Raw genomic sequence first — 16,702 nt, 5'->3', positions numbered from 1 at the left:
GAGCGGAGCGGACACTGCCGGGGAATTTCCGGTGGCCGGCTTTTGCGGCGGCAGGGCGTTTCGAGTCGTATACTCCCGTTATGGCGGATGATCAGTCATCCACAGAATTTCCCGAGGCGCCCGTTCTGGTGGTGCAAACGCGAGAGCGCGTCTATCGGCTGCACGCGGGAAGTTCATACAATGTCGGCCGCGATCTGGGGGCCGACGTCGTGGTGACCGATCCGCGGGTATCTTCCGTGCACGCCGTCTTGGAGCGCGGGTCGGACGGTTGGGAGATCGAGGACGCGCACAGCCTCAACGGCACCTTTCTCGACGGTCAGCGCGTCGATCGGATGCTGATCGATCATGACGAGACGTTCCAGCTCGGTCACGCTGTGAACGGCGAGCAGCTGGCCTGTTCGGTGGAGGGGCGAAAAGGACAGCACGACCGCGAGTCGTCCGGCGATATCGCCGGGGACACGATGCTCGTCCCCGACCCCGGCTACCAGCTCGATGATGAAGCCACGAGGACGACGGTCCATCCGGGGGGTCGCCCCCGTCAGGTTGCGCGGTCGTCGCCTCCCGCGGCTCACCCCAGCGCGGTCGTCCGGATCGTCTCGGACACATTCCGGATCGGTCGGGCCTCCGACAACGACATCGTCGTGCCCGACCTCATGGTCTCGCGTCATCACGCCGAACTGCGAGTGACCGGCGAAGGCCGGTATCGGGTCGTCGACCTGGACAGCCACAACGGCACCTACGTCAACGGCGCCCGGGTCGATTCGGCGGACCTGTCCGAATCCGACTTGATCGGCATGGGGCATACCACCTACCGGCTGGTCGGCGACGAACTGCGGGAGTACGTCGACACCGGCGACGTGTCGGTCTCGGTGCAGAACCTCATCGTGCGGACACCGGAAGGCAAGGTTCTCCTCGACGAGGTGAGCTTCCCGATTCCGCAGCGCTCGCTCGTCGGGGTCATCGGACCCAGTGGAGCGGGCAAATCGACGTTGCTCGGCGCGGTGACCGGGTTGCGTCCGGCGACAGAGGGGACGGTTCGTTACGACGGACGCGACCTCTACACCGACTACGACGAACTCCGCCACCGCATCGGACTGGTTCCGCAAGAAGACATCCTGCACAGCCAACTTCCGACGCGGCGCGCGCTACTGTACGCGGCTGAACTCCGCTTCCCCGGTGACACGCGCCCCGAGGAGCGCGAGCAGCGGGTCGATGAGGTCCTCGCCGAGCTCGGCTTGGCCCGGCATGCCGACACCCGCATCGATAGGCTCTCCGGTGGCCAGCGCAAACGGGTGAGCGTCGCACTGGAGTTGCTGACCAAACCGTCCCTGCTGTTCCTCGACGAGCCGACCTCCGGCCTCGACCCGGGCCTGGACAAGACGGTCATGGAAATGCTGTCCGAACTGGCCCACGACGGGCGCACCGTGATCGTCGTCACCCATAGTGTCGCGAACCTCGATTCCTGCGATCGCCTCCTCGTGCTGGTACCCGGCGGTCGGCTGGCCTATTACGGACCGCCCGCGGAGGGGTTGCAGCAGTTCGGGCAGCGCAGTTGGGCCGAGGTGTTTCAGTCCTTCGACCGCGAGGAGGACCGCGACTGGGCTGCTGAATTCCGGGAATCGCCACGCTATGAGCAGTACGTGGAGGTCTGGCCGACCGACGATGTCGGCCCGGCGGACGTACACGCGCCGGCACCCCCGCCCGCGTCGCAGTCCAAGCTCAGCCAGCTCAGTACGGTGTGCCGGCGATATCTGGCGGTCATCGCCTCGGACCGAAGTTACCTGGCGCTGCTCGGCGTGATGCCGCTGATTCTCGGTGGCTTGATCGCCGCGGTGCCGTCGGGCGAGGGATTCGCCGGGGCGCCCGGAACCAACGGCGATGCCCCCACCAAGCTTATGATCTTGGCATTCGGTGCCTGTTTCATCGGCACCGGCAACTCGATTCGCGAGATCGTCAAGGAGCAGACGATCTACCGCAGAGAACGCGCGGCCGGACTGTCCGCAGGGGTCTACCTGATGTCGAAGCTCCTGGTCTTGGGCGCGATCACCGTCCTGCAGTCGGCGGTGCTGTTCTTGATCGGCACCATCGGGGTGAGCATGCCGGCGAAAGGCGTATTCACCTCGGTCCCGCTGGAGTTGATCCTGGCGATGGCGATGCTCGGCGTCGCCTCGCTGGCGTTGGGCTTGCTGGTCTCGGTGTCAGTCAACACCTCGGAGAAGACGCTGCCACTGCTGATTGTGCTGTCCATGGCGCAACTGGTGTTCACCGGCGGTTTGGTACGGCTGCCCGGCACCCCTGTTCTGGAACAGCTGTCCTACCTGTCGCCGTCCCGCTGGGGCTACGCCGCGACAGCGGCCACCGTCGACCTGGACACCCTGTCGCCGCACGAGGGCGCACCCGACCCGCTGTGGCGACATTCCCTGGGCACGTGGCTGCTCGACATGGGGGTCGTCGCCGGCCTGGGGGCCGTCTTCCTCGCGCTGGCCGGATACCGGCTGTATCAGCTGCGTCCACGGCGGCGCGGCGCCCGCCGCGCGCGGATTTGACGCCGACAAACCGATACGCCACGACCTCGAAGACGCCGCCCGGATCGACGTAGTCATAGAAGGGCTCGGCGTCTCAGGGGTAGACCGGATGCAGCCGTGCGATTTCTCCTCGATCGGACCGCCTCTCGGGGATGATGGTTCTGGGTGTGGCGGATTGCATCCATCGCTTCACCGACCGGCCAGTGCACGGTTCGGATTCGACAGGAGCGGATATGACCGACGGCTCCGGCTCAGACAGCGGCTTCGGACGATCAACGGCCGGACTCGAATCCGCCGCGGTGGCCGCCTTCGCAGCCGCGTGGGAATCGGCTGCCCCGGCGCCGGCCATCAGCGATTACCTGCCCGACGCAGAGACCTTGCGCTTGGCCGCGTTGATCGAACTGATCCGCGTCGACCTGCGCCAGCGCTGGCTGCGCCGGCCCGCGCTCACGCCGTCCGGCGGATCCGAGCCGCCCCGCAAGCGGCTGCGGAACTACTGCGCGGAATTCGCCGAGCTGTCGCCGGACCGCGTTCCGGCCAGCCTGGTCTATGAGGAGTTCGTGATCCGCCGGCACAGCGGCGAGCGGGTCGATCCGCGCGAATATCTGCGCGAATATCCCGCGCAAGCGCCCGAGCTGAGCGAGTTGCTGAATGCCGACGACGAGGATCGAAGCACTCAACGCGCCGGTGTGGCCCCGACTGTCATCGCCTCGACCATGGTCTCCCCCGAAGGCACCCGCACCACGGGCGACCTGTTCGCAGACCAGGAGACGACGGGATCGCAGGTCGCTCGGCTGGACAACATCCGGGTAGGCGATTGCATCGATGATTTCGATCTGCTCACCGGGCTGGGGAGCGGAGCCTTCGCGCGGGTGTTCCTGGCTCGGCAGCGCTCGTTGCAGCGGCTGGTGGCGGTGAAGATCTCCGCCGACCGCGGCACCGAACCGCAGACGCTGGCCCAGCTCGACCACGACTACATCGTCCGGATCTTCGACCAGCGGCTGCTGGGCGAACCGGACCCGCACGGCGATTCCCACAGCCGCCGACTGCGGCTGCTGTACATGCAGTTTCTGCCCGGTGGCACCCTGCTGGGTGTGTTGCGCCGGGTCCGGTCCACCCCTGCCGACCAGCGCAGCGGCCGGTTGCTGCTGGCCGCGGTCGACGCCGCGATGGAGGAGAAGGGTGAGATCCGCCCGACCGATTCCAGCGTTCGCGCCGAGATCGCGGCGCTGTCGTGGCCGGAAACCGTGGCCTGGCTGGGCCGCCGGCTCGCCGAGGCGCTGGCCTACGCCGACGAGCACGGCGTGCTGCATCGCGACGTCAAACCGGCGAACGTGCTGCTCACCGCGGAGGCGGTGCCGAAACTCGCCGATTTCAACATCAGTTTCAGCCGCGAGGTGGCCGGTGCCAATCCGGTGGCGTACTTCGGTGGGTCGCTGTCGTACATGTCGCCGGAACAGTTGGAGGCCTGCCATCCCGGCTACCGCCGTTCCGCCGACGATCTGGATACCCGTTCCGACATCTACTCGCTGGGTGTGTTGCTGTGGGAGCTGCTGACCGGCGCCAAGCCGTTCGACGACAGCACCGCGGGTGAGCGCAGCGACTCCACCGCTCTGGGGGCGATGCTCGCACGTCGTCGTACTGGCGTGGATTCGGCTGCGCTGCAACGAGTTCCGCCCGATTGTCCGGCGACACTGTGCAGGGTGTTGCAGACCTGCCTGGCGCCCACGCGTGACAATCGGTGGTCCAACGGCAACGAACTGGCCCAGCAGTTCGAACTGTGCCTGGACGCGCGGGCCCGCGAACTGGTGGATCCGGCACCCACCAGCTGGCGTTTCCGAGCGCGGAGGTGGCTGGTGCCGCTGGTGCTGCTGGCCTATGGCGCCCCGAATGTGCTTGCGGCCGTGTACAATACGGTACACAATCGAACCCTGATCATCGACCGGATGAGTGTGCCCGCCCAGCACACATGGTGGATTTTCACCACTACGGTGAACGCGGTCTTCTTCCCGGTGGGGATCGTGACCGTGATGTACTTGTCGCGCTATCTACTCACCGTTCCGCGCGGTATGCGGCGCGGACGCGACTATGACTCCCGGATACTCGCCCGAGCCAGATCCGATGCCCTGCTGTTCGGTGATCGGTGTGTGGTGGTGGCGTTCTCGCTCTGGAGCCTGTCGGCGATTCTGTTCCCGCTCGTGCTGCACTTCGCGACCCACGAGCTCACCGCACGGGAGATGGTGCACTTCGTGGGCGGGCTGCTGGTGTGCGGCGCGATGGCGGTGGCATATCCGTTCTTCCTGGTGACGTTCTACATGGTCCGCTGCGTCTACCCGCTGTTTCTCCGGCACGGCGACATCAGCCCCGAGGATGCGGTGCGCCTGCGCCGGCTCGATCGCCGCTGCAACGGATATCTCGCGGTGGCGGCGTCGGTGCCACTGCTGGCGGTGGCCGGGGTGACATTCCTGCCGCTGAGCGATACTCCGAAGATCATCGTCGCGGTGCGGGTGTTGTGCGTGGGGTCCATCGTCGCCTTCGTGGTGGCCTATGTGCTGTTCCGGGCGCTCGAGGCCGATCTGCGCGCACTGGAGCGAGTGGTGGATCCGGGACATCAGGCGGTTGCCGGTCGGCGATGAGTTCCGGAACTCGCCGACTTCTCGACGCTCCGATCAGCGAATCGTCCATGTGGTGAAGAGAGTTCGTTTCACTCCCGGATATGCGGGTATCGGATGGTTCGAGCCACCGCTGATCGCAGCCGGTCGCCGGATCGGTGCGAGGTGAGCGAAAGTGAGGAGATTGCTGTGATCACTCTCGGGGTTGTCCTTCTGGTTCTCGGTTTCCTGCTCGGGATTCCGATTCTGTGGACTCTGGGCATCATCGCGCTGGTCGTGGGGGCTGCGCTGGCTCTGCTGGGAGCGCTGGGTCGCCCCGTGGCCGGCCGCGCGCACTACTACTGACGTGTTCGGCCGCCGCGCGCTGCCCGCGGCAGCGGCGTGAAGATGCGACCGCCCCGAAAGCCGATTTCCGGGGCGGTTTCGCATAGCTAGCGGGATGTCAGCGCAGCAGGAATTCCATGGTGATCCGCTCGAATGCGTCCTTGGCCTCGATCATCACCCAGTGCCCGCAGTTCGGTGGCGGCGTCCGTCACGCCAGCAGGACGTGCTGGCGGACGTCGATGTAGCCGTCGCGGAAGAGGTCGGCGCAGCCGGTCAGATAGCGGACGTAGCGGTCGTAGACGGCGGGGGAGGTGAGGGCGACGGCTTCGGACCGGTGGTCGCGGAGGGCCTGGGCCCAGAGGTCGAGGGTGTGGGCGTAGTGCGGCTGCAGCGATTGGACGTCGTGCAGGGTGAAGCCGGCCCGTTCGGCGTATTCGCCGATCCACTGCGGCTGCGGAAGTTGTCCGCCGGGGAAGATCTCGTCGAGGACGAACTTGCTGAACGCCAGATATTCGTGGGTGATGGGTATGCCCATCTCACGGAGCTGGTGGCGGTGGAAGCCGATGATGGTGTGCAGCATCATGCGGCCGTCCGGGGGCAGCAGGTGGTGGCAGCGGTCGAAGAACGCGTCGTAGCGTTCGCGCCGGAAATGTTCGAAGGCTCCGATCGAGACGATCCGGTCGACCGGGTGATCGAATTCCTCCCAGCCGCGCAGATACACCTCACCGGTGCCGGGCGGCAGCCGGTCGAGCAGCTCCCGCACGTGCTCGTACTGGTTGCGGCTCAGCGTCAGGCCGATCACGCGCACGCCGTAGTTCTCGACGGCGCGCAGCATGGTCGAACCCCAGCCGCAGCCGATGTCGAGCAGGGTCATCCCCGGATGTAGATCGCATTTGCCGAGCGACAGGTCGATCTTGGCGAGCTGTGCCTGTTCCAGGGTGAGGTCCGGTTCACGGAAGTACGCGCAACTGTAGGTGCGCGTGGGATCCAGGAAGAGGGCGAAGAAATCGTCGGACAGGTCGTAGTGGGCCTGCACGTCGGCGTAGAACGGTGACAGATCGGTCATGGTGACCCTCTGATGGTCGGTTTCGGGAAACGTTCTGCCTCTGATACGAGGTACCCCGGCGGTGGGTTCGACCCGCCCGCCGCACCATGCGCGCTCGACCAGTATGCGCCTCTCGCCACCGCGGAGGGACGCGATCGGCGGATCGGCCGAGGTCCGGGTACGTGATCGCCCGAAACGGTCAGTCGCTCCCGCGCGCCGTCCCGCTTTCCCATGCGCGGCGCCGAAGCAGGCGCAGACCGTTGAGACCGACGATGACCGTGGAACCCTCGTGACCGGCGACGCCCAGTGGTAGCGGAAGGTGGCCGACGAGATCCCAGGTGATCAGGACGGCGATGAAGGTCGCGGCGATGATCAGATTGGCGATCACGGTGCGGCGCGCGCGGCGCGACAGGGCGATGACCGCGGGCACGGTGGTCAGGTCGTCGCGGATGACGACCGCGTCGGCGGTGTGCAGGGTGAGGTCGGATCCGTTGCCGCCCATGGCGATTCCGGTGTGCGCGGCGGCGAGCGCGGGTGCGTCGTTGATACCGTCGCCCACGGCGGTGACCCGGTCGCCCGCGGCTTCCAGTTCTTCGATCGCGGCGACCTTACCTTCCGGCAACAGCTCCGCCCGCACATCGGTGAGTCCGAGCCGGCCGGCCAGCTGCCGGGCGGCGGCGAGATTGTCGCCGGTGAGCAGAACCGGTGCGGCTCCGGTGATTTCGGTGAGCGCGGCGACGGAATCGGCCGCTTCGGGGCGCTCTTGATCGGTCAGGCCGAGAATCGCGATCGACCGGTGCTCGCGCCGCACGATCACAGCGGTATGCCCCGCGCCCTGTATCTCCGCTACGACGGCCGCGGCGTCCTCGTCAGCCGAATTCAGCAGTGCGGCAGGCGATCCCACCTCGATGACGTGACCGTCCACGGTGGCGGTGACACCACGCCCGGGTTGCGCGCTGAAGTGGTCGACCGGCGGCACGGCGAGTCCGCGTTCGCGACAGGCGCGGACGACCGCGGTGGCCAGCGGGTGCTCGCTGGAGTATTCCGCGGCCGCGGCCCAGCGCATGACTTCCTCGGCCGTGCACGGGCAACCGGGCAGCACCCGGATATCGGTGAGTTCCGGGACGCCGCGGGTGAGTGTGCCGGTCTTGTCGAACGCCACGCGGGTGGTGCCGCCCAGCCGTTCCATCACGACGGCGGATTTCACCAGTACGCCGTGCCGACCGGCGTTGGCGATCGCGGCGAGCAGGGGCGGCATGGTGGACAGCACCACCGCGCACGGTGAGGCGACGATCATGAACGTCATGGCCCGAAGCAGCGAATCCTGCAGGGCGGCACCGAAGATCAACGGTACGGCGAACACGGCGAGCGTCACCGCGACCATGCCCACCGAATAGCGCTGCTCGATCTTCTCGATGAACAGCTGCGCCCGCGCCTTGGTCCGGCCGGCCTGTTCGACCAGGGCGGCGATCCGGGCCACCACCGAATCCTCGGCCCGGCGCCCGACCCGCACGCGCAGGACGCCGGTGCCGTTCGAGGTCCCGGCGAACACCTCGTCACCGGGTGCTTTGTCCACCGGCATGGGCTCACCGGTGATGGTCGCCTGGTCGACCTCGCTCGCGCCTGCCACGACCGTGCCGTCGGCCGCGACGCGATCTCCGGGACGGACCAGGATCACTTCACCCACTTCCAGATCCGCTGCCCTGACGGTTGTCTCGGCGCCGTCGTCGATCCGGGTGGCGGTATCGGGTGCCAGATCGAGCAGTCCGCGCACCGAATCCTCGGTGCGTGCGGTCGCGAACGCCTCCAGCGCGCCGGAGGTGGCGAAGATGACGATCAGCAGTGCGCCGTCGGTGATCTGCCCGATCGCGGCGGCGCCGAGCGCGGCCACCACCATCAGCAGGTCGACGTCCAGTGTCCTTTCGCGCAGTGCGCGCACGCCGGCCAGGGCGGGTTCCCAGCCGCCGGTGAGATAGCAGGCCAGATAGAGCGACCACCACAGCTCGGGAGGTGTGTGCAGGAGCCGGGCCACCGAGCCGGCCGCAAAGAGCAGGAGAGCCGCTGCGGCCCAACGAATTTCGGGAAGCGTGAACAGCCGCGTCCGCCGCGCGGGTATCGCCGTGAGCGCGGCGGGTCGCGTAGCGGCCGGTGCGGACACGAGAAACCTCCGAAGGTCGGGAGCGGACGACCCGAGAATAACAGAACACGTGAAGAGGTCTTCATGTATACCTGGTCGGCTAAACTCCACGGTTATGGGACATGGGGTCGAGGGCCGGGATCGGCCGATTGCCCGGCTGGACAGTGAGTCCGCCGCGCATGTGGCGACCACCCTGCAGGCCCTGGCCACGCCGAGCCGGCTGCTGATCCTCAGCGAATTGCGCCAGGGGCCGCGGCCGGTCTCCGAACTCGCCGAGGCGGTCGGGATGGAGCAGTCCGCGGTCTCCCATCAGCTCCGTCTGCTGCGCAACCTCGGCCTGGTCACCGGAACTCGCGCCGGGCGCAGCATCGTCTACAGCCTCTACGACACCCACGTCGCGCAATTGCTGGACGAGGCGGTCTATCACAGCGAGCACCTGCGTCTCGGCCTGTCCGATCGACCGCGAACGGCCGGCTGAGGACGTTTCCGGAGCACCGCACGGGCTTTTCGGTCCGGTGGCGAGTCGGTGTCTTCGTTTCGTGTGCGTCGGCAGGAACCGGGCGGCGGTAGGAGTCGGCCATCTTTGCGGGCGTCATCGACCGGCTCGTCCGATATCGCGCCGGTAGGGCGGCCCTTCCGTGCGCGATCCATCCCCGTTCCGGTTGACAACACCTCGCCCTCTCGCGCACACTGCTCTTATTAGAGAGCGCTGCTCTCAAGAAACCGAGAGGGCAGTCATGCAGGAACTGTGGAAGTGGGCCAACCTGACCGTCGCATTCGCCGTGGAGCTGGGCGCGCTGGTGGTGCTGGGACTGTGGGGATGGCGCGCCGGTGACAGCGCTGTGGTGAAAGTGGTTCTGGCGCTGGGCATCCCGCTGGCCGCCGCGGTGGTGTGGGGAATGTTCGCGGCGCCGAAGGCGAGTTTCGATGTTCCGCTGCTCGCGGTGATCACCAAGGTCGTTGTCTTCGGTGGCGCCGCGGCCGCGCTGTGGGGACTGGGCCATCGGGTGGCGGCGGTCGTCTTCGCGGGCTTGGTGATCGCGAATCTGCTGGCGATCAAGCTGGGCCACCTGAATTCGTAGCGCTGAATTCGTAGCGCGCCGGCCCGGAATGCGGGCCGGCGCCCACGCTCACGGCACGACTTCGAAGACGTCACCCGGATTGACGTAGTCGTAGAAGGCCTTGGCCCCCTCGGGGGTCATCCGGATGCAGCCGTGGGACTGCTCCTCGATGGGCCCGATATGGGTGGCGATATCACCATTGAAGAAGACTGCCCACCGCATTTCGGCGTTGTGCATGGTGCTCCAGTGGTACGGCTCCTTGAACGCGACGTGGAAGGTGCCGGGCGGTGTCTCGTATCCGGGCCGCCCGTGCGAGATGGGGGTCGGGCCGTAGACCACGCGGCCGTTGTCCATCAGCCAGCCCTCATTGGTCGAGAGGCGCAGGCAGGCGCGTGCGGCGGCAGAACACGGAGCCGAGATCTGGCCGGGCGGGGAGGGTACGAGTTGCGGAACGCCGGGGATGTCGGGGCCGCCGGGCCACACCGGATCGGCGCCCGCGGGCACCGTGACAGCGAATCCGGCGGCCGCGATCGCGGCCGCGGCCGCCGCTCGGATCGTCCATCGGGTGATGCTCGTGCAGTTCATATGCGTCCGACCTCTCTACCCGGCCCGCTGTCCGGCCGAGCCGGGCGGCGGGCACTTCGTCGACAAGCTGGGACGGCACCGTCAGCGATCGATGTGTGCTCGATCACGATGCATAGTTGATCATTGTGACCCGTCGCGGGCGCCGATGGTGCGGAAGAATCCGCCTTGTTATCACAAATCGGGCAGACCGAGTTCCAGGTTGGGTGCGGCGATACCGCCGTCGATCTCGAGAATCTTGCCGGTGAGATAACTGCCCGCGGGGGAGCACAGGTAGACGATGCCGGCCGCGATATCGGTCGGATCGCCCAGCCGATGCAGTGGCGTATCGGCCTCCATCTTGGCCTTGACCTCGGGATTCTGTGCCACCACCTCGAGTGCGGAGGTCAGCACCGAGCCGACCGCGATGCCGTTGACCCGGATCCGCGGTGACAGATCCGCGGCGGCCAGCCGGGTCCAGTGCGCGAGCGCCGCCTTGGCCGTGCCGTAGGCGAGGAAGCCGCGCCCGGGCGCCCGGCCCATCATCGAGGAGATGTTGACCACCGAGCCGCCCTCGCCGGCCAGCATGTGCGGGACCGCCGCACGGGTGAGGGCGTGCGCGGTGGAGACATTGAAGCGGAAGGCCTCCTCGAGGAATTCCGGCGAGGTGGTCAGGAAGGTGTTCGGCATGGTGCCGCCGACATTGTTGACCACGATGTCGATGCGGCCGAATTCGGTGGCGGCGGCGTCGGCCAGTGCGGTGACGGCGTCGAGATCCGACAGATCGCAGGCCACGGCCAGGGCACGCCGCCCCGTCGCGCGGATCTGCTCGGCGACCGCGTCCAGTTGAGACTGTGTGCGCGCGGCGATCGCCACATCGGCGCCCGCCTCGGCCAGGGCGAGCGCGGTGGCGGCGCCGATACCGCGGCCCGCGCCGGTGACGACGGCCGCGCGGCCGTCGAGTCGGAATTTGTCCAGGATCATCGCTAGTCCTCTCGGTGGGGGTCCTCGCAGTGTTAAGAATTAACTCTTAACTGTCAAGGACTGGTGCTCAATCCGCTGGTAGGACGTATCGTGCTCAGGGTGGAAGCAGTGAGTGCCCGGGAGCGGTTGATGGTGGCGGGGGAGCGGTTGATCGCCGAGCGGGGATATCTGGTGCCGCTGCGCGATATCGCCGCCGCGGCCGGGCAGCGCAACAATTCGGCGATCCCGTATCACTTCGGCTCGCGCGACGGACTCGTCGAGGCGGTGGTGCAGCAGCGGCTGGCGACCCTGGAGGTGCGCCGGTTGGAGTTGCTGGCGCAGCGCCCGGCCGTCGCCGCCGACGACGTGCACACTCTGCTCGACGCGCTGGTCATCCCCATGTTCGAACTGGGAGCGCGGAACGAAAGTTCCTATTACGCAAGGTTTCTCGAACAGATCCGCACCCATCCCGCGGTGTCGGACGCGGCCAATCTGGACAGCGCCGAACGGACGTCGGTGCGAGTGATCGTGGGCGGGCTCGACCGCGCTCTTTCGGACCTGCCGCCGCGCCTGCGGCATCGCCGGCTGCGCAGCCTCACCACGGTGCTGTTCGCCCTGCTGGCCGACCACGAACGGGCCGTCGAGGCGGGAAGGATCGCCGCCGACGATCGCGAGGCCTGGGACCAGGTCATCGACATGCTCGCCGGCACCCTCACCGCCCCGGTCACGACGCGTACCCGCTGAAACCGGGCGACAACGCCGTCCATCGAGGCTGGCGGCTCACCACGCCCGCCGATTACCGTGAACCCTGTGGATATCGCGCGCGAACTGCCCGGCGAACGGTCGGCGCCGCGCACCGGATGGCGTAGTCAGGGCGGGCCGCTGCTGGCGGCCGGTGTGGTGGTTACCGCGGCCGTGGTGCTGCACTTCCACGATCCGCACAGCCAGGGGGCATACGGGATATGCCCGTTCTATGCCCTGACCGGATGGTGGTGCCCGGGGTGCGGTGGACTGCGCGCTGTGCACAATCTCACCGAAGGCCGGGTGCTCGACGCGCTGCACAGCAACGTATTTGTCCTTCCGCTGCTGCTCACCCTGGCGCTGTGGTGGGGGCGGTGGGCTCTGGGCCGCTGGCGCGGCCGCGCCGACACCGCCTTCCCGTTCACCCTTCGTGGCCAGGCGCAATGGTGGTTGATCGGACTGCTCGCGCTGTTCACCGTGGTCCGCAATACCCCGTGGGGTACATGGTTGGCCCCGGTCTAGGCGGGCATGCTGGAAATATGACCCAGGAAATCGCTGATTCACTGAAGGCTCGGGTGCGCGAGAAGATGCTGCGCCAATTGAACGAGGACGGCGCGCCCGACGCCGAACAGGACGATCCGCGCCAGATCGCCATCGAGAAAGATCTCGAAGCTATCGATTCCGTTCCCGACGGCGATCCGCTGATCGAAGAATTGGCCGCTCGCTACCTCGTGCCGTGAATCAGATCGTGCAGGGTGCCGCGCCCTGCCCCGCCTCGGTCAAGCCGGGCCGGGTCTCCGGCAGCGGGGACCACTGGCCGCCGGCATACGTGTAGTTCCACGAAGCGCCGTCTCGAACCAATCGGCTCAGCGCCTCGATGAGGCGATCCACATCCGCGACCGACGTGCCCAGACCGACGCTCGCGCGCACCGCGCCGTCGACACCGAGCCGCTGCAGGAGGGGATGTGCGCAGAAACGCCCGTCGCGCACGCCGATACCGAATTCGGCCGACAGATACGCCGCGACCCGGCCGGGTTCGAACCCGTCGACGGTGAATGCCACGATGCCCACACTGTCGGTGCTGTCGGAGAAAATCCGCAGTTGCCGAACGCCCGCAACGGTTTTCAGGCCGTCGCGCAGGTGGCGGATCAAATGATGTTCGTGCTCGACCACGGCCTGCTCGTCGAGGGCATACAACGTTTCGCAGGCCGCCGCGACGGCCGCCGCGCCCAAGACGTTCGGTGATCCCGCCTCGTGCCGCTGCGGTGCGGGCGCCCAGTACGCCTGCTCGGTGGTGACGGCCGTGACCGCCCCGCCGCCGGCCAGATACGGCGGCGCCGCGTCCAGCCAGTCCCGGCGGCCCACCAGTACACCGGCGCCGAAGGGCGCGTACAACTTGTGCCCGGAGAAGGCCAGGTAGTCGATGCCGGTCCCGCCGGATTCCGCGAACGACTGCAGGTCGATTCGGCGATGCGGGGCCAGTTGCGCGCCATCGACCAGGATGCGGGCGCCGTGGCGATGCGCGATCGCGGTCAGGTCCGCCAGCGGCAGCACCTCACCGGTCACATTCGAGGCACCCGTAACCGCAAGCAGCGCAGCGGGTTCGGCGCACAGCTCGGCCTCGATCCGTCGCAGCGTCTCCGCGATCGTCGCGGCGGCGGGAACCACCCGGCGGCCGCGGCGCGTCCAGGGCAGGAAATTCGCGTGGTGCTCGATATCGAGCACCACCGTGTCACCGGGAACGCAGCAGGCCAGCAGATTCAGCGAGTCGGTGGTGTTGCGGGTGAACACCACCACCTGGTCATCGGCGCAGTTCACCGCCCGTGCCACCGCGACACGTGCTGCCTCGTAGCGATCGGTGCTGATGCGGGAGGCGTATCCGGCGCCGCGGTGCACGCTGGCGTAGTAGGGGAGCAACTCGTTCACGCGGTCGGTGACCTGGGCCAGGGCGGGGGCGCTGGCGGCGTAGTCGAAGTTGGCGTAGGTACGGAAACCGCCCTGTACCAACGGAACTCGCAGATCGCAGCCGGAGACGCGGGCGATCGGTTCACCGGTGCGGCAGGAACGGGTGGCATGGCCGGCGCAGTCCGACGCCGAGCAGGTGCAGGCGGCGCCGGAGCGGGAGACGCAGGTGTCGTGGGAGCAAACCTGTTCCGGGACAACGGTTTCGGCGGCGGCAATTGTCGAGACAGCAGTACGCATCGGGGCGATCCCTTTGTTCAGGGACTCCGGACGTGGAGGGTGATCGGAGTCCGCGCTTGCCGTGCTCGGTCGAGCATCGGCCAGGTCGTCACCCGGAGCACCCCACCGCGGAGGAGGGTTGCCGACCAGCTAGCCGGGGCTTGACGCTGGTACTCGTGACCTGAGCCGAGAGTGACAGAACCGGCCCGGCATTGTCAAGCACCGGACTCGAACGAGCAAGAGCGCCGCGCCGCGCCCGAAATCGAGGGGCGCGTGAAAGTTATTGCGGCTCAGTCCAATCCGGCCGGGCGGTGATAGGTGCCGTTGTAGTACAGCAGCGGGTTGCGCATCGGCTCGCCACCGGTGTCGTCGTGCACCCGGGTGACCAATCCGACCACCAGGGTGTGGTCGCCGATGGGAATCAACCGGTGCACGGTGGCCCGCACCCAGATCGGGGTGCCGTGCAGCACCGGCTCGCCGGTGTCCAGCGTCGACCACAACTCCGGGTCGGCGAAACGCTCTTCGGCGGCGCGCGAAAACCGTTGTGCCAGATGCTGTTGATGTTCGCCGAGGAAGTGCACGACGACCGAATCGGCCTCGCTCATCGCGTCGATGGACGAGGAGGTGTGCGCGATGTTGAACGAGATCAGCGGCGGATCCAGTGACAGCGAGGCGAAGGAGGTGGCGGTGAAGCCCACCGGGCGTTCCGGCCGGCTCAGGGTGACGATCGTCACGCCCGCGGGATAGTGGCGCATGGCCGCCCGGTACTGCGCTGCGGTGACGCCGTCGTGCTGAGGGTCGAGATCGGCCAGCTCGGCGTCGGGTCGCTGGGAACTGCTCACGCCTCCAACCTACGTCGTGCCCGCCCTCCCGCAATCCCGACGCCGTCCCGCCGCCGCCGAACTGCCCCGATACGCTGGACGAATGAGTGATTGGAAGGCTTTCGACGTCGAGCGCACCGGTCACGTCGCGCGAGTGACGCTGACCGGACCCGGCAAGGGCAATGCCATGGGCCCGGATTTCTGGAGTGAACTGCCGCTCATCTTCGGCGAGCTGGACGCCGACCCGGAGATCCGCGCGATCGTGCTCACCGGTTCCGGTAAGCACTTCTCCTACGGCCTCGATCTGCCCGCGATGAGCCCGACCTTCGGTCCGCTGCTGGGCGAGAAGGCCCTGGCCGCACCGCGCACCGATTTCCTCTACGAGATCCGCCGCATGCAGGCCTCGGTGACCGCGGTCGCCGACTGCCGCAAACCCGTGATCGCCGCGATCTCCGGCTGGTGCGTGGGTGGCGGACTCGATCTCATCGCCGCCGCGGATATCCGCCTGGCCAGCGCGGAGGCCAGCTTCAGCCTGCGCGAGGCCAAGGTCGCCATCGTCGCCGACATCGGATCGCTGCACCGGCTGCCGGGCATCATCGGCGAGGGCCATGTGCGCGAGCTCGCCTATACCGGCAAGGACATCGACGCCGCGCGCGCGGAGAAGATCGGCCTGATCAACGACGTCTACCCGGACCAGGAGGCGGTGCTGGCCGCCGCGCACACGCTGGCGGAGGAGATCGCCGCGAATCCGCCGCTGGTCGTGCAGGGCATCAAGGACGTGCTGGATCAGCCCAAGGCCGGCAAGGTGGCCGACGGGCTGCGGTACGTCTCGGCGTGGAACGCGGCCTTCCTGCCCTCGGAGGACCTCACCGAGGCGATTCAGGCCGTCTTCGAGAAGCGCAAGCCGAACTTCCAGGGCAAATAGCGGCCGCCCGGGACGGCCCGGGCGAATCGGCGCTCGCGGGACGCATACGCCCGCGAGCGCCCTCGCTCGATGTCGATTCTCCCGGTGGTCCGCCCCGCGCGGGCACCGGCGGCACTCAGTGGCCGCCCTGCTCCTGCAGCCGCTTGAAGGCTTCATCGGCAAGGGTCTCGGCCTTGGCCCGGCCGTCCCAGCCGTCGACCTTGACCCACTTGCCGGGCTCGAGGTCCTTGTAGTGCTCGAAGAAGTGCTCGATGGCCTTGCGCTCGAATTCCGGGATGTCGTCGACGTCCTGGATGTGATCCCAGCGCTTGTCACCGGCCGGCACCGCGACGACCTTCTCGTCGCCGCCGGCCTCGTCGCTCATCAGCAGCACGCCGACCGGGCGGGCCTCGACGATCACGCCGGGGAACACCGACTCCGGCAGCAGCACCAGGCAGTCCAGCGGGTCGCCGTCGGAGCCGAGGGTGTTCTCGATGTAGCCGTAGTCGGCCGGGTAGACCATCGGGGTGTAGAGGTAGCGGTCCAGCCGCACCCGACCCGTCTCGTGGTCGACCTCGTACTTGTTGCGCTGCCCCTTGGGGATCTCGATGGTGACGTCGAACTCCACGTCATCTCCTTCGTCCGATGCGTATGCGTTGATGCGGTACGGCTGCTCGCCGGCGTGTGCCGCGGCCGACTCGCCGACCGGTCCGGTGGGCTGCCGACGCGCCAGCTCGTTCGGTGGAACGCCGGCGAGGTGAGGATAGTGTGGTCGATGCGCGCATGGGTGCGGCAGGGAGCGTCCGCCTCACACGGGTGAATAGGGA

16 protein-coding genes and 1 riboswitch are annotated in these 16,702 nt (G+C 67.7%); of the genes, 9 read left to right on the top strand and 7 right to left on the bottom strand.

The genetic code is table 11. The features are described from left to right. Positions 1–80: 80 nt before the first annotated feature. From NK1_RS02035 to NK1_RS34870, 3 genes are all read left to right on the top strand, one after another. Positions 81–2,546, top strand: coding sequence for an FHA domain-containing protein (locus tag NK1_RS02035; protein ID WP_063006886.1), 2,466 nt, complete (start codon positions 81–83; stop codon positions 2,544–2,546). A gap of 212 nt (positions 2,547–2,758) precedes the next feature. Beyond that, positions 2,759–5,161 carry a serine/threonine-protein kinase gene (locus NK1_RS02030; protein WP_084460532.1) on the top strand — a complete coding sequence of 801 codons (2,403 nt, stop codon included), beginning with the start codon at positions 2,759–2,761 and terminating at the stop codon, positions 5,159–5,161. A gap of 165 nt (positions 5,162–5,326) precedes the next feature. Further along, the gene (locus NK1_RS34870) at positions 5,327–5,482 is read left to right on the top strand and encodes a DUF6131 family protein (protein ID WP_086006819.1); all 156 of its coding nucleotides are present in this window, start codon (positions 5,327–5,329) and stop codon (positions 5,480–5,482) included. Positions 5,483–5,669: 187 nt separating this feature from the next. Here the strand turns inward: NK1_RS34870 and NK1_RS02025 are convergent, their stop codons facing one another. Beyond that, entirely contained in the window at positions 5,670–6,527 is an 858-nt protein-coding gene (locus NK1_RS02025; protein WP_063006885.1) for a cyclopropane mycolic acid synthase family methyltransferase, read from the bottom strand. Between the two features lie 178 nt (positions 6,528–6,705). Continuing rightward, entirely contained in the window at positions 6,706–8,664 is a 1,959-nt protein-coding gene (locus tag NK1_RS02020; protein ID WP_063006884.1) for a heavy metal translocating P-type ATPase, read from the bottom strand. Between the two features lie 94 nt (positions 8,665–8,758). Between NK1_RS02020 and NK1_RS02015 the strand changes: the two genes are divergently transcribed. Beyond that, positions 8,759–9,121, top strand: coding sequence for an ArsR/SmtB family transcription factor (locus tag NK1_RS02015; RefSeq protein WP_062962144.1), 363 nt, complete (start codon positions 8,759–8,761; stop codon positions 9,119–9,121). 259 nt (positions 9,122–9,380) lie between these two features. Then, a complete protein-coding gene (locus NK1_RS02010) occupies positions 9,381–9,725 on the top strand; it encodes a YrdB family protein (protein ID WP_063006883.1) in 345 nt (114 codons plus the stop codon). A 48-nt stretch (positions 9,726–9,773) separates the two neighbouring features. On the opposite strand, the gene NK1_RS02005 is transcribed toward NK1_RS02010, so the two are convergent. Both NK1_RS02005 and NK1_RS02000 read right to left on the bottom strand, forming a co-directional pair. Beyond that, on the bottom strand, positions 9,774–10,289 hold the full coding sequence (locus tag NK1_RS02005) for a L,D-transpeptidase (protein WP_063006882.1): 516 nt from the start codon (positions 10,287–10,289) through the stop codon (positions 9,774–9,776). Positions 10,290–10,460: 171 nt separating this feature from the next. Further along, on the bottom strand, positions 10,461–11,249 hold the full coding sequence (locus NK1_RS02000; protein WP_063006881.1) for an SDR family oxidoreductase: 789 nt from the start codon (positions 11,247–11,249) through the stop codon (positions 10,461–10,463). 99 nt (positions 11,250–11,348) lie between these two features. On the opposite strand from NK1_RS02000, the gene NK1_RS01995 reads away from it, so the two are divergent. From NK1_RS01995 to NK1_RS01985, 3 genes are all read left to right on the top strand, one after another. After that, positions 11,349–11,972: a TetR/AcrR family transcriptional regulator gene (locus tag NK1_RS01995; RefSeq protein WP_157104035.1), complete on the top strand. Its 624-nt coding sequence runs from the start codon at positions 11,349–11,351 to the stop codon at positions 11,970–11,972. Positions 11,973–12,038: 66 nt separating this feature from the next. Beyond that, on the top strand, positions 12,039–12,491 hold the full coding sequence (locus tag NK1_RS01990) for a DUF2752 domain-containing protein (protein ID WP_084460511.1): 453 nt from the start codon (positions 12,039–12,041) through the stop codon (positions 12,489–12,491). A gap of 29 nt (positions 12,492–12,520) precedes the next feature. Next, the gene (locus NK1_RS01985; RefSeq protein ID WP_036497470.1) at positions 12,521–12,709 is read left to right on the top strand and encodes a hypothetical protein; all 189 of its coding nucleotides are present in this window, start codon (positions 12,521–12,523) and stop codon (positions 12,707–12,709) included. Position 12,710: 1 nt separating this feature from the next. Here the strand turns inward: NK1_RS01985 and NK1_RS01980 are convergent, their stop codons facing one another. Both NK1_RS01980 and NK1_RS01975 read right to left on the bottom strand, forming a co-directional pair. Then, positions 12,711–14,171, bottom strand: coding sequence for an aminotransferase class V-fold PLP-dependent enzyme (locus tag NK1_RS01980; protein ID WP_084460510.1), 1,461 nt, complete (start codon positions 14,169–14,171; stop codon positions 12,711–12,713). Between the two features lie 47 nt (positions 14,172–14,218). Further along, a riboswitch (SAM riboswitch) is annotated at positions 14,219–14,332 on the bottom strand. Positions 14,333–14,440: 108 nt separating this feature from the next. Continuing rightward, a complete protein-coding gene (locus NK1_RS01975; RefSeq protein ID WP_083903646.1) occupies positions 14,441–14,905 on the bottom strand; it encodes a flavin reductase family protein in 465 nt (154 codons plus the stop codon). A 169-nt stretch (positions 14,906–15,074) separates the two neighbouring features. Here NK1_RS01975 and NK1_RS01970 point away from each other — a divergent pair, with 169 nt between their 5' ends. Further along, positions 15,075–15,896: a crotonase/enoyl-CoA hydratase family protein gene (locus NK1_RS01970; protein ID WP_063006878.1), complete on the top strand. Its 822-nt coding sequence runs from the start codon at positions 15,075–15,077 to the stop codon at positions 15,894–15,896. A 115-nt stretch (positions 15,897–16,011) separates the two neighbouring features. Here NK1_RS01970 and ppa read toward each other — a convergent pair whose 3' ends face one another. Further along, the gene (ppa, locus tag NK1_RS01965; RefSeq protein ID WP_063006877.1) at positions 16,012–16,503 is read right to left on the bottom strand and encodes an inorganic diphosphatase; all 492 of its coding nucleotides are present in this window, start codon (positions 16,501–16,503) and stop codon (positions 16,012–16,014) included. Positions 16,504–16,702 lie beyond the last annotated feature (199 nt).

The organism is Nocardia kruczakiae NBRC 101016 (assembly GCF_001612965.1).
Taxonomy (GTDB): domain Bacteria; phylum Actinomycetota; class Actinomycetes; order Mycobacteriales; family Mycobacteriaceae; genus Nocardia; species Nocardia kruczakiae.
This window is presented reverse-complemented; position numbering and strand designations above follow the sequence as displayed.